The 13,225-nt window shown below is 38.0% G+C and carries 12 protein-coding genes; 7 read left to right on the forward strand and 5 right to left on the reverse strand.

Going from position 1 to position 13,225, the window contains the following annotated elements:
- Window positions 1–9: 9 nt before the first annotated feature.
- Entirely contained in the window at window positions 10–1,461 is a 1,452-nt protein-coding gene (locus ACHABW_RS07680) for an MDR family MFS transporter (RefSeq protein ID WP_435754832.1), read from the forward strand.
- An 87-nt stretch (window positions 1,462–1,548) separates the two neighbouring features.
- Here ACHABW_RS07680 and ACHABW_RS07685 read toward each other — a convergent pair whose 3' ends face one another.
- The gene (locus ACHABW_RS07685; RefSeq protein WP_435754777.1) at window positions 1,549–2,064 is read right to left on the reverse strand and encodes a hypothetical protein; all 516 of its coding nucleotides are present in this window, start codon (window positions 2,062–2,064) and stop codon (window positions 1,549–1,551) included.
- Window positions 2,065–2,371: 307 nt separating this feature from the next.
- Between ACHABW_RS07685 and ACHABW_RS07690 the strand changes: the two genes are divergently transcribed.
- Both ACHABW_RS07690 and ACHABW_RS07695 read left to right on the forward strand, forming a co-directional pair.
- On the forward strand, window positions 2,372–2,803 hold the full coding sequence (locus ACHABW_RS07690; protein WP_435754778.1) for a ferritin-like domain-containing protein: 432 nt from the start codon (window positions 2,372–2,374) through the stop codon (window positions 2,801–2,803).
- 271 nt (window positions 2,804–3,074) lie between these two features.
- Window positions 3,075–3,560, forward strand: a complete 486-nt coding sequence (locus ACHABW_RS07695; RefSeq protein ID WP_435754779.1) for a GNAT family N-acetyltransferase — start codon at window positions 3,075–3,077, stop codon at window positions 3,558–3,560.
- Between the two features lie 89 nt (window positions 3,561–3,649).
- Here the strand turns inward: ACHABW_RS07695 and murB are convergent, their stop codons facing one another.
- The gene (murB, locus tag ACHABW_RS07700) at window positions 3,650–4,573 is read right to left on the reverse strand and encodes a UDP-N-acetylmuramate dehydrogenase (protein ID WP_435754833.1); all 924 of its coding nucleotides are present in this window, start codon (window positions 4,571–4,573) and stop codon (window positions 3,650–3,652) included.
- A 424-nt stretch (window positions 4,574–4,997) separates the two neighbouring features.
- Between murB and ACHABW_RS07705 the strand changes: the two genes are divergently transcribed.
- The 4 genes from ACHABW_RS07705 to ACHABW_RS07720 are packed head-to-tail and all read left to right on the forward strand — an operon-like array spanning window position 4,998 to window position 8,763.
- Window positions 4,998–5,951: an ABC transporter permease gene (locus ACHABW_RS07705; RefSeq protein ID WP_435754780.1), complete on the forward strand. Its 954-nt coding sequence runs from the start codon at window positions 4,998–5,000 to the stop codon at window positions 5,949–5,951.
- On the forward strand, window positions 5,941–6,885 hold the full coding sequence (locus ACHABW_RS07710; RefSeq protein WP_435754781.1) for an iron chelate uptake ABC transporter family permease subunit: 945 nt from the start codon (window positions 5,941–5,943) through the stop codon (window positions 6,883–6,885). The genes ACHABW_RS07705 and ACHABW_RS07710 overlap by 11 nt, the downstream gene beginning before the upstream one ends.
- The gene (locus tag ACHABW_RS07715; protein WP_110939183.1) at window positions 6,885–7,643 is read left to right on the forward strand and encodes an iron ABC transporter ATP-binding protein; all 759 of its coding nucleotides are present in this window, start codon (window positions 6,885–6,887) and stop codon (window positions 7,641–7,643) included. Before ACHABW_RS07710 ends, ACHABW_RS07715 begins: the two co-directional genes overlap by 1 nt.
- Before the next feature lie 55 nt (window positions 7,644–7,698).
- Window positions 7,699–8,763: a siderophore ABC transporter substrate-binding protein gene (locus ACHABW_RS07720; protein ID WP_435754782.1), complete on the forward strand. Its 1,065-nt coding sequence runs from the start codon at window positions 7,699–7,701 to the stop codon at window positions 8,761–8,763.
- A 173-nt stretch (window positions 8,764–8,936) separates the two neighbouring features.
- Here ACHABW_RS07720 and ACHABW_RS07725 read toward each other — a convergent pair whose 3' ends face one another.
- The 3 genes from ACHABW_RS07725 to ACHABW_RS07735 all read right to left on the reverse strand — a co-directional run bounded on the left by ACHABW_RS07725 (window position 8,937) and on the right by ACHABW_RS07735 (window position 13,186).
- Window positions 8,937–11,294 carry an FdhF/YdeP family oxidoreductase gene (locus tag ACHABW_RS07725; protein WP_435754783.1) on the reverse strand — a complete coding sequence of 786 codons (2,358 nt, stop codon included), beginning with the start codon at window positions 11,292–11,294 and terminating at the stop codon, window positions 8,937–8,939.
- 225 nt (window positions 11,295–11,519) lie between these two features.
- A complete protein-coding gene (locus ACHABW_RS07730; RefSeq protein ID WP_110939180.1) occupies window positions 11,520–11,885 on the reverse strand; it encodes a DUF2294 domain-containing protein in 366 nt (121 codons plus the stop codon).
- 56 nt (window positions 11,886–11,941) lie between these two features.
- Entirely contained in the window at window positions 11,942–13,186 is a 1,245-nt protein-coding gene (locus ACHABW_RS07735) for an L-lactate MFS transporter (RefSeq protein ID WP_435754784.1), read from the reverse strand.
- Window positions 13,187–13,225: the final 39 nt, after the last annotated feature.

The raw sequence follows: 13,225 nt of genomic DNA on the forward strand, positions 1-13,225 counted from the left end.
TCCAACAACATGGAAGAATCAAACATAGAACCGGAAATTAAGCATACCGATATAAAAAAACTCCCAATCATGATTTCATTACTCATGGGTGTATTTTTTGCTATCTTAAATGAAACGTTATTAAATGTAGCCTATTTAGATCTTATGGCTACATTCGGAGTTACTGCGTCTACCGTTCAATGGTTAACAACAAGCTTTATGTTAATTGTAGGGGTGCTTGTTCCGATCTCGGCACTATTAGTGAGATGGTTTACAACAAGGCAAATGTTCCTCGGAGCAATGATTATGTTTACGATCGGAACAATTATTTGTGCATTCGCCCCAACTTTTTCGCTCTTACTCATTGGCCGATTAATTCAGGCGGCTGGAACTGGACTATTAATTCCTATATTAATGAATACGATCTTATTTTTATACCCACCTGAAAAACGTGGAGGCGCAATGGGAATGGTAGGTTTAGTCATCATGTTTGCTCCTGCCATAGGTCCAACTATATCAGGAATCATTATCGAAACATTAGATTGGAGATGGCTTTTCATTTTTGTTCTGCCTTTCTCTCTTTTTTCAATCGGTTTTGCATTCGTCTATTTAAAGAATCTAACGAAAGTAACCAAGCCGAGAGTCGATGTTCTTTCAATAATCTTATCGACACTCGGATTTGGTGGTCTTGTATTTGGTTTTAGCAGCATTGGTGAAGGTGAGGCGGGCTGGTCACATCCTGAAGTTTACCTCTCCATCATCATAAGCATTATTTCTCTTTACTTGTTCATCACTCGTCAATTAAAACTAAAAGAACCAATTCTTGAATTCCGGGTATTCAAATCACCAATGTTTTCATTAACAACTGTTCTATTAATTATTATGATGATGACAATGTTTTCAACAATGATTATACTACCAATGTACCTACAAGGCCCTTTAGCCTTTAGTGCACTTGCAGCTGGGTTAGCATTGCTTCCCGGTGGTGTACTAAATGGAATTATGTCCCCTATAGCCGGTAGAATTTTTGACCGATTCGGACCTAGATTCCTTGTTATTCCAGGGACATTTATTTTAGTTGTTGTTATGGCATTGTTTACACAGGTCTCTGCAGACACATCAGTATATGTATTTATCTTGCTTCATTCGTTCTTAATGATCGCAATTGCTATGGTGATGATGCCTGGACAGACAAATGGGTTGAATCAACTACCGCCTACCTATTATCCGCACGGTACAGCAGTTATAAACACACTGATGCAAGTAAGTGGAGCAATTGGAATCGCCTTATTCATTGGGATTATGTCATCTGGTCAAGCGAGTTATCTTGAAGGGGTTAATAATCCGAGTGAACCAATTAACATTTCTAATGCAATGACAGCCGGAGTCCAAGCTTCCTTCCAAGTAGGATTAATCTTTGCGATAATTTCCTTTATTCTTGCATTATTTATGAAACGAACCGTATTACCAAAAAGTATTTAAAGAAAAAGAGTTAGCCCGGCACCAAAGTGGGCTAACTCTTTTTGGTAAATATTGGCAGGTCAATAATGGCGGGTCTGACCCCTTTTCTCATATTAGCAGCTTAAATAATCCCATGCTGAAGAGGACGAGAAACGGAAGAAGTTCACCTAACTGCTGAAGCTTATAGACCGGTAATCGGTAGGATACATATAACCCCACCAAGAATAAAACACCAAATAGTACTCCTGCAAAAATTGGAACATACTCATTTAAGTTAGAATAGCCAGCCGACAACCCAAACCCTATGTTATCAATATTAACGATAATGAAAACCTTTAATAGCAGTGCTCTTTTAAAAACTCCCTCTCCATCTATTAAATGATAAATACTCAATATAAGCAGGATGGCACCTGATATTTTATTAAAAAGTTCAAAAGGTATAAAGTCTTCAATAATGATGCCCATATGGTAAAAAGCCCATAAAATTAAAGCAGTTCCTGCTGTTAATAAAATAAAGTGAAAAAATGGAAAGTAATGCCTTTTGTATCCAATTAAAACACCCCAAATCAGCCCATCAAAACTTACGAAAAGTATCATCAATAAAGCTGAGAGAAACGCCATCATCTCCGCCCCCTTTTCCTCATTAATTATATGCCTGTTTTTATAGGGTAGTCCTTTTTTGTGTGATGCTCCTGCTCTACATAAGCTTGTTAAATTACTTTGTTTCAGAGGGTCTTAAGTCCGCTACTGACGAAAGCTTTCTGCGGGCAATGCTTTCCCACTAGAGTCGCAACCTTTTGCTTCTTCAAGCTTCGTTTCTAACCCTTCGACACAAACTGTTCACAGAAAAGATGTTTATTTAAATTCAAATGTGGAAAAAGATAAGTAGAGTGATCAAGACTTCTTCAAATAAGGAAGGGATGATTTAATAATGGACGCAAAGACAAAAGAACTAGTAGAAGGACTAAATGAGGATCTAGCAAATGAGTATGCTGCAGTTATCATGTACACTTACAATGCAGCGGTTGTCTCTGGTCTTTATCGCCAAGTACTAAAGCCATTTTTCGAAAGTGAAGTAACTGACGAAGCAGGCCATGCTTTATACTTGTCAGAAAAAATTAAAACATTAGGTGGTACTCCGACTACTACTCCTGCACCTGTAAAACAACTTAATGATGTTAAGGACATGTTAGTCGAAGCACACAAAGCTGAGAAGGAAACGATTGAAAGATATGAAACAAGAAAGAAACAAGCTGAAGCTTTAGGATTAACAGAATTAGTTGTGAAAATTGAAGATTTCATTGCTGATGAAACAGGACACAAAGAAGAAATGGCTCGTCTCCTAGACGACCCGCGTTTATAAAAGAAGGTTTGCTCGTAACTATCTAATAGAAACCAAAAGGACTGGAAAAGTCGATTGTACTTTTTCAGTCCTTCTTTTTGACCCTAAAATAAAGCTATTATCATTGCATTTAATATTCAGATCCTTCCGCATGAAACTCAATGATTTCTCCACTTCTCAAAAGCCGTTTTTGGAGATGAGCACTTGTAATGAGTTCTCTATCATACAGTTTTTTTATCTTCCCTATCATGTTATGGTTATAGAACAAGGCAAACTTTGAAAGGAGCTCGATATGGAGTTAATCCTTTATACTGATAGATTAATACTGGCCGCTTGTTCTTCCCAACTATCACCATTGCTTCAAAATGATCCTCATCTTGATCTACCTCATATACAAGGACATTTAATAAAACTTGATAAAGAACCTTCATTATACGGTTGGGGTCCTTGGCTGATTTTGCATCGCGAACACGAACAAGTTATTGGTGACATAGGATTCAAAGGTCAACCGGACCACCTTTCTTCTGTTGAAGTCGGATATGGAATTCTACCTCATGCACGAGAAAAAGGATATGCGACTGAATCTTTGAAAATATTAATGCATTGGGCTTTTCATCAGAAAAATGTTCAATCTATCAAAGCTGAATGCAGACATGATAATCGAGCTTCGATACGCGTTCTTGAGAAAGTGGATATGATACGAACTGGCGAAGAGCATCAAATGGTTCACTGGTTTTTAAATTCGAAAGAAAGAATAAAAAATCCAATAGACAGATAGGAAAAACGACATAGCTGTCAATTTATGCTTTCTTATCTGTTAAAAGAGCACTGAAAAAATGTAAATACTAATTTTTTCAGTGCTCTTTTTTATTCTATTTTGTCCATCCCGACAATTTTTGCTTCTAACTCAAGTTCTACTCCAAAATTTTCTCTGACCTTGTCCTGAACCATCTTGATCGTAGCAATATAATCAGATGCTGTGGCTTCACGTCTATTAACGATAAAACCAGCATGCTTCAAAGATACTTCCGCTCCTCCAACTCCTTTTCCTTGCAGTCCACTATCTTGAATAAGTTTTCCTGCAAAGTAACCAGGCGGGCGTTTGAAAACACTTCCTACAGACGGATATTCAAGTGGCTGCTTTGACTCCCTTTGAAAAGTAAAATCATCCACTTTCTCTTTGATTAGCAGAGGCTCTCCTTTTTCAAGTTGAAACGTCGCTTCCAATACAATGTACTGATTTTTTCCGAGAATACTTGATCTGTAACTCAGTTCTAATTCACCCTTATAAAGGGTAAGAAGCTCTCCGGCTTTATTCACCACTTTCACGTAGTCAATAACATCTTTGACTTCCCCTCCATAAGCACCGGCATTCATAATCATTGCACCGCCTATAGATCCAGGAATACCACAAGCAAATTCTAATCCCGCTAACTCTTGCTGCAAAGCCAGTTGAGAAGCATCTTTTATATCCGCCCCGCCCTGTGCAATGAGTTTGTCGTTCTCCACATACACCTTGGACAGTTTTTTCATGTGTAGCACCACTCCGCGAATTCCTCCGTCACGAATGATCATGTTTGAACCATTTCCAAGCAGCATAAAGGAAAAGTTATGACTGTTTTTCAATTTCACAATATCTGCAACTTCATTATACGATTCAGGTGTGACTAAAAAATCAGCACTACCACCAATTTTAGTTAGTGTATGTGCTCTCAAAGGCTCATCCCTAAACACATTCTCCTTTTTAGTAATCTGGATTAACTGATTGTATATCTCATCATTATTCATTATAAGTACCTCTTTAAAATTTATTTTTAATCTTCACTTTTAGTCTATTCAATACTCTTTATTATTCTAATCCAATTTAACGAATATGAAAACCATCAGCTTAGAATTATGTCGAGATTTGTTATCTTCTTCTAAACATGGATTGCATCGAGATTTATAACTCTTAATCAGCAAGGCTGGTCCTATTAGCTTCTTGTTCCCTTAAAAGTAAACAACAACGCCCAAATTCTCAGTTTATAGCGATTTTTTAAATCATTTTCTTAATAATCCATAAGTTTCCCAAAAAAACCTTGCAGTCTACTTAAAAACTGCTAGAATAATATTTAGGCCTTTAATTGATAATGAATCTCATTATCGTTTAGAATAATTATTCTAATCTAGGATTGGAGGAACAGTCTCTCTTATTAGTCGTCGTTGGAGGAGTTTTATGAAGCTCAAGTATTTGATCTTTCTTTTAATTGTTGTAGCATTTTCGTCTTTATTTATCGGTGTATCTCCACTCTCACCTATGGATCTGTTTTCGATGACGGATCAACAATCACATATATTTTGGACGAGTCGAATTCCTCGTCTCGTTAGTATTATCATAGCAGGAACCGGTATAAGTATTGCCGGATTAATTATGCAACAACTCACCCGAAACAAGTTTGTATCACCAACAACTGCTGGAACAATGGATTCAGCACGCCTAGGTATTCTCGTCTCCATGATGGTTTTTGCCTCGGCAGGTCCAATAACGCGGTTGTTAGTCGCCATGGCGTTTGCAATTGCAGGAACATTCTTATTCATGAAAATTTTAGACAAAGTAAAATTTAAAGACCCAATATTTATTCCGCTTGTAGGACTCATGTTTGGTAATATCATTGGTTCAATTACGACTTTTTTCGCCTATAAAAATGATTTAATCCAGAATATGAGTGCATGGCTCCAAGGAAACTTTGCAACTACGATGTCCGGGAACTATGAAACTTTATACATAGCCGTTCCCCTCGTTTTTCTTTCCTATATGTTTGCTAATCGATTCACGTTAGCAGGGATGGGAGAAGACTTCTCAAAAAACCTTGGTCTTAATTACAGACAGGTCGTTAACCTTGGATTAATTATCGTAGCAATCATTACTTCAACCGTTGTGATTACGGTCGGAATGATTCCATTCCTAGGTTTGGTTGTCCCAAACATCGTTACGATTTTCCGTGGGGACAACATTAGGAAAAACCTTCCTCATACAGCTGCATTAGGAGCTGTGTTCGTATTAATTTGCGATATGCTTGGTAGGATAATTATTTTTCCATATGAAATACCGATTGGATTAACTGTAGGAGTTATTGGCAGTGGCCTTTTCCTCTTTTTACTGTTAAGGAGGAAAAAATATGGCTTATAAAACAAAACTTACTATTTTAGTTGCTGGATCACTCGTATTAATAGCGATTTATATGCTTATTGATTCTGGAGGCAATTGGGAATATATCATTCCAAGAAGGTCCAAAAATTTATTTGCAATTCTGATTACCGGTGCTGCGATTTCTTTTTCAACCATTCTATTCCAAACAATTACAAATAATCGTATTCTTACACCGAGCATTATCGGTCTAGATTCCCTTTACATGTTAATCCAAACGTTTGTTATTTTTACTTTTGGATCCATGAGCATAGCAATGACAAATGCCAATCTCAACTTTATTATTACTGCTGGTGGAATGATTTTGTTCTCCTTTCTTTTTTACCAGCTTTTGTTTCGCGGAGAGGGTAACAACATTTACTTCCTGTTATTGATTGGGTTAATTTTAGGAACTTTTTTCTCAAGCTTAACAACTTTTATGCAAGTATTAATTGATCCGAATGAATTTCTGACTATACAGAATAGAATGTTTGCTAGCTTTAACAATGTAAATTCTGATTTACTTCTTCTTTCTACAATTATCTTTATAGCTGTGAGTATTTATTGTATAAGGTATATGAAGTATCTAGACGTCATTTCATTAGGAAAAGATCATGCTGTTAATTTAGGTGTCCCTTTTGATAAAGTTGTGAAACGAATGTTATTAGTCGTCGCCATCCTCATTTCAATTGCGACTGCTTTAGTTGGTCCAATCACTTTCTTGGGATTACTTGTTGCTAACGTCACTTATGAATTTCTGAAAACTTATAAGCACAGCAGAATTATTCCAGCGAGTATCTTCATTAGTATCATTGCACTTATTGGCGGTCAGCTGATCGTTGAACGAGTCTTTACATTCAGTACAACGTTAAGTGTTATTGTTAACTTTATCGGTGGAACCTATTTCCTATACTTATTGTTAAGGGAGCGAAAATAATGGTAGAAGCATTGAAACTTTTTAAAAGCTACAACAACAAAACCGTCATTAAGGATGTCTCGGTAAACATACAAAAAGGGAAAATCACGACATTTATCGGTCCAAACGGGGCTGGAAAAAGTACGCTTTTATCGATGATCAGTCGCCTCATTGTTAAAGATGAAGGGGAAGTATATATCGAGGGCAAGGATATTAGTAAGCAAAAAGATAACGATCTCGCTAAAAAGATTTCGATCCTAAAACAAACCAATCACACGAACCTTCGTCTTACAGTTAGAGACCTCGTTTCGTTTGGTCGCTTCCCTTATTCACAGGGGAATTTAAAAAAAGAGGATTTGCGTCTTATTGATGAGGCCATTGACTACCTGGAGCTTGGCGACATGCAAGAGAAGTATCTTGACGAACTCAGTGGCGGTCAGCGACAACGTGCCTACATCGCGATGGTCGTAGCTCAAGACACTGACTATGTTCTTCTCGATGAACCTTTAAACAATCTAGATATGAAGCATTCCGTTCAAATAATGAAAGTTCTTCGTCGTATGGTTGATGAGTTAGGCAAAACCGTTGTTCTTGTCATCCATGACATTAATTTTGCATCTTGTTATTCCGATTACATTGTTGCTCTTAAAAATGGAGAAATCGTTAAAGAAGGTCATAAATGCGATATCATTCAAAGTGGTACATTAAAGGAGATTTACGACATGGATATTCAAATTCAAAACATTAATAATCAGCAAATCTGTGTTTACTTCTCATAGACGTTTCTGTGTGTGAGAAGTAAACAAACAAATTTTAAAGAGGAGTGTTACCAGCATGAAAAAATCACTATCTATTATTTCTATGTCAATGCTATTGGCTGTCTTTACAGTAGCTTGCGGATCGAATGAGGAGTCAAACGCTGCCGAAAACAATGCAGCAGCAAACGAAGAAAGCACGGAGCAAGAGAATAATGCAAGTGAGAACGAGAATACAGAAGTGGAAAACGCAGCAAATGAAAGCAATGAAAATGCAGGAAACGCAGAAGTGGAAGAAACTCCTGCCGAAATCACTGTAGAGCACGAATTAGGAGAAACTGTTGTACCAACAAACCCAGAGAATGTTGTAGTCTTTGATTACGGTGTTTTAGATACATTACGTGAAATTGGCGTTGATCCTATTGCCGTTCCTCAAGGAAATATCCCTGAATACTTAGGTGAGTTCGAAGGTGAGGAATATGAGAATGCAGGGACTTTGTTTGAGCCTGACTTCGAAACTATTTATGGCTTAGAGCCCGACTTAATTATCATCTCTGGTCGTGCAGCTGAAGCTTATGATGAACTATCTGAGATCGCTCCAACTATCCATGTAGGAGTAGATACCGCTAACTACGTAGAGTCGTTTCAAGAGAACTCTCGTCTTCTTGGTGAAATTTTTGGGGAAACAGAACTAGTCGAGACTAAACTAGCTGAAATTGATGAAGCAATCGCAACGCTTCATGAAACTGCTACAGCAAATGAAATTACTGGTCTGTTTACATTGGCAAATGAAGGTGAATTGAGTGCTTATGGTCTTGGTTCACGTTTCGGTATTATCCATGATGAATTTGGGATACCTGCTGCAGATGAAAACATTGAAGACTCATCTCACGGTCAAAATGTTTCTTTTGAATATGTACTTGAAACAAACCCTGATTATCTTTTTGTAATGGATCGCGGCGCAGCAATTGGTGATGATGAATTTTCTGCACAAGAAACAATTGAAAATGAACTCATTAAACAAACAACTGCTTATCAAGAAGATAACGTTGTTTACGTAGATCCAAGCTTTTGGTACTTAGCTGCTGGTGGTTTAACTTCTGTCGCTGGTATGGTTGAAGATGTGCAAGAAGGATTAGAGTAATAGTAGAGACTGACTCTATCATGTTAACAAAACTTTGAGATACTCTTAAAAGCCATATATAATAAAAAGAAACAAGGATGACTTTTAAAAGTCATCCTTGTTTCTTTTTATTGTCCAATAAGCTTTAACTTATCTCTATATTTCATTCAAAATCTTCCATTCTTTCTAACTAACTAACTTTGAGTAACTTCTAAATCTTCCACTGGTTTTTCAAGGTATTTTGTGTCTTTGCGTGCATTGAACCGATCAGCCTTTTCAACCTTCACAGCAATATTGTAATCAGGCATACCAGCAAATTTTTCATAGCGGCCTTTCGGCAGGAGAAAGTTTCCTTCAGGAAAATGAACTCCAAGATTCGATTTTGCAATCTCGACAAACTTGGCCTGACCTTGAAACACGCCGTATTGATTATAAACGACAATCCCTTCTCCTTCTAAAATACTTAGTTCTTTCGCATCTTCTTCATTTATTAATACGTCATACCTTTCCGCCTGATTAAAAGGATCCGTTTCCCCGTAAACCATCGAGTTAAATTGTTTCCCTCGTCTCGTAGTTACGTAAAAATCTCCGGGTTTTTTATTTAAATCAGGAATCTCAACTGAAATTAAATTACCCTTTCCATCAGGGGTAGGACAGATGCCATCTTCACATAGCCACGCTCCGCCCCATTGAAAAACATCTCCTTGTTTTTTCAAGTGTTGGACCCCATCATAGCTTGGATTTGCTTTGGCGATTTCATCACGAATCTCGTAAGCATCCTTGAAGTCTATCAAATGAGCGGTTTCCGGTTTTACACGCTTCGCCAGATCAATGTATATTTTCCATTCTGTACGAGCCTCTTCAATCCTATTTTTGTTCCCTTCTATTTCAGGGGAAAAGTACACCATTCGCTCTGTGGAAGTCGACGTTCCCCCTCCCTCTTGTTCATAACGGGTTTTTGCCGGCAGTACAATAACTGCTTCTTTCGCATCCAAAAGCGTGGATGTATTTAAAATAATGTCTTGATGAACCCTGATATCTAATTCAGATAGTGCTTTTTCAATGAATGCAGGTTCAGGCATCGTTTCTAGGAAGTTACCACCAGACATATAATATAGTTTAATTTTCCGTTCATTTTCTTCTGGAAGAACGATGTTTTCAAGCGTAACACCTACAATATCGCCTTGCCATTTAGGTAACTCAAAGCCCCATAGCTTTTCAATTCGCTCAATATTATCACCTTTATAGTCTCCACCGGGTAATACAAATGGGTCTGCCCCCATTTCACCACTACCCTGTACAGAGGAGTGGCCACGGAACGGCATTAACCCACTATACTTACGCCCAATAAACCCGCGCAACAGAGCAAGATTCGATACCTGGGAGATGTTATCGGTAGCAAATGAGTGCATTGTTAAACCTAATGCCCAGGCAAAAACAGCATTTTTACTTTTTGCCAATAGCTCCGATAATTCTATGATTCTTTCTTTCGATACTCCTGCTGAGTCCACAATTGCATCCCAGGATTGCTTTTCGACATTTTCTTTAAGTTCATCATAGTCATTCACATGCTCTTGAACAAAGGGATGGTTAATTGCAGATCCGTGTTCTTTCTCTTCCATGTCAAACCAATGCTTCATAATTCCATGCATAAAAGCAATATCACCACCGATATTTACTTGATAAAAATCATCCGCCACCTTTGTTCCAAATAATGCAGATTCAGGAACAGAAGGAACCCAATATTTATCCATCGATGGTTCTCTGTAAGGATTAATAACAATAATCTTTGTCCCTTTTTTCTTTGCTTCCAGCATGTATTTTGTAGAAACTGGTGAGGAATTAGAAGCCACACTCCCCCAAAACAATAGAACATCCGTCCCGATCCAGTCTTGGTAATTGGATGTAGATGCTCCAACCCCTAAAGAACGTTTCATCGCCGTCTTACTAGGTGAGTGACAAATGCGTGAAGCATTGTCGACATTATTTGTACCTAAGAAACGGGAAACTTTCCCGCCCACATAATATGACTCATTCGTAATCCCTCGGGAAGTCATATAAAATGCATACTGTTTTGGATCCAGTGTTTTCATTTTTCCGGCAATCGTATTCATCGCTTCATCCCAAGTAATGCGGGAAAAGTTTTTGTCCCCTGGTTTGCGAATCAGCGGGTATGGAATTCTACCTAACTTTCGAAGCTCTGTGCTTGAATATTTACGCAACTCATCAATATCTTGATGAAGGATCTCTTCTTTAATTGCAGGCATCGTATTTAACCGAAGAACATTAAATCTCGTTGTACACATGTGCGGTCCTGTTAGCGTTTGGTCATATAAACCAGAGACTCCCAGCGCACATCCATCACATACACCCTTCGTTATAATATTTTTAGCATAATTAATATTATCTTTGTTTTCCCATACTGTTTTAAATGAGTCACGAATATGCGTTGGTTTAATTTTTCCAAGGCCGAATGGAATTGGACTCACCCAATGTTCTGGTGCTGGCATTTTAGATTTTTTCATCGGGCCATTGTGTTTCGTTTTCCCCATCTTTACACCCCTTCGTATTTTAAGAAAAACGGCATAGCCGCCTTTTATTGTTAAAAATATAATTTGACCTTTTGGCTCGGGACTTCACCGTAGGACGAAAGCGATGACTTTTCAAAATCAACACTCATCGATTCTGTAATTTTAAAAAAACCACCGCACATTTTAATCAAAAAATGCCTCGGTGGTTGAGTCTTAAACAGGAACGCTGCCAAGTGCCAAACCTAACTATTTTAATTTAGTAAACTTTTCTTCCAGGTTACCATCAAAAACAAAGATAGACATTCCTTTATCTTGTTCTATATCAATATCTACGAATAGTTCCACAAAGTTATACCCTAAAAACTCTTCCATTTCAATTGGGCGGTTTTTACGATACATCTCTTTCACCATTTCAGTTCTAGCCGAACGAAGCATTGTTTTCCCATCTTCGGCACTTGCAATAAACTTTTCTATAGGTGACAAATTCCCTTCCATTTCACATATCGCCCAGTTTTTGCAAAAAGTTGTACTGATTTTGCTTGGGCCCTTTCCCATATGTTTTTTCCTGAATGCCCGAACTAAGTTGCTGAATTCTGCTTCATATTTGCCCATGATACTCCAATCTCGATACGTTTATACTAAAAGATTAGTAGTAAGAATATAAAATGTCAACCTGCTAGTGTTTCTTTAGCATTTTTTTCTCTTAATTGTTTAATGTCCATGCGAATAATCAGTGATACTACGAGCGCTACAATAAACATTCCACCAAAGATATACAGAGTGGCCGCATAGCTTTCAGTCACTTCTCGAACCCGAGCTGCAACAATTGGTCCGACTAAACCAGCAAGAGCCCAAGCAGTCAGGATATATCCGTGAATGGCCCCTAGTTGCTTTGTGCCAAATAAGTCTCCAATATAAGCCGGTATCGAAGCGAACCCACCCCCATAACAGGTGATGATTAGAAACAAAACTACTTGAAATGCGATAGCGTGCGAGATCGATGGTAGCATGAAAAAAGCGCCAATTTGGAGGACGAAAAATGTTGTATACACATTTGGACGTCCAATGTAATCGGAAATAGAAGCCCATGCCAGACGACCTGCACCATTGAAGAAGCCCATAATACCAACCATTGTTGCCGCAGCGACAGCTGACAGACCAGCGATTTCCTGTGCCATTGGTGATGCAACAGCTAAAATTGCTATCCCACACGTCACATTAATAAATAACATGGTCCATAAAAACCAGAATCGTTTCGTTTTCACTGCCTCATTAGCAGTTAATTGGGAAAGGTCTGCTTGCGTTTTTTTATTCGCAACAGCAGCCCCTTCCATGTAACCTTCTGGTGGTCTTTCAAGATATAAAGAAGATCCTATCATTATAATAAAATAGCTAATTCCAAGAATATAGAACGTGTTCGAAATTCCAACTGAATTGATTAAAGAAGCCATAATCGGACTTGCAATCATTGCTGCAAAACCAAATCCCATAATCGCTAATCCTGTTGCAAGACCTCGACGGTCAGGAAACCATTTTACAAGCGTCGATACTGGTGTAATATAACCGATACCCAAGCCAATACCTCCTAAGGCACCGTATGTAAGGTATAATAGCCAAAGCGATCCGATATCAACAGCAAATCCTGCTCCGACAATACCTATTCCAAAAAAGGTAGCTGCAACAAGCCCCGAAATGCGGGGTCCATACTTTTCAACAAAATGTCCCATAAATGCAGCTGAAAGACCCAAAAATGCAATTGCAATACTAAATGTTAAGGAGATTTCACTTAAACTCCAGCCAAATTGTTCTGCTAAAGGGTTTGTAAATACACTCCATGCATATACGGAACCAATTGAAATGTGAATACCAACTGCTGCAAGAGCAATCAGCCAACGATTCTTTGTTTTCCCCATTACCTTCACTCCTACTCCTAATTAAAATAAACTGCTATC

It is taken from the genome of Salipaludibacillus sp. CF4.18, from assembly GCF_051262595.1.
Lineage (GTDB): Bacteria > Bacillota > Bacilli > Bacillales > Salisediminibacteriaceae > Salipaludibacillus > Salipaludibacillus neizhouensis.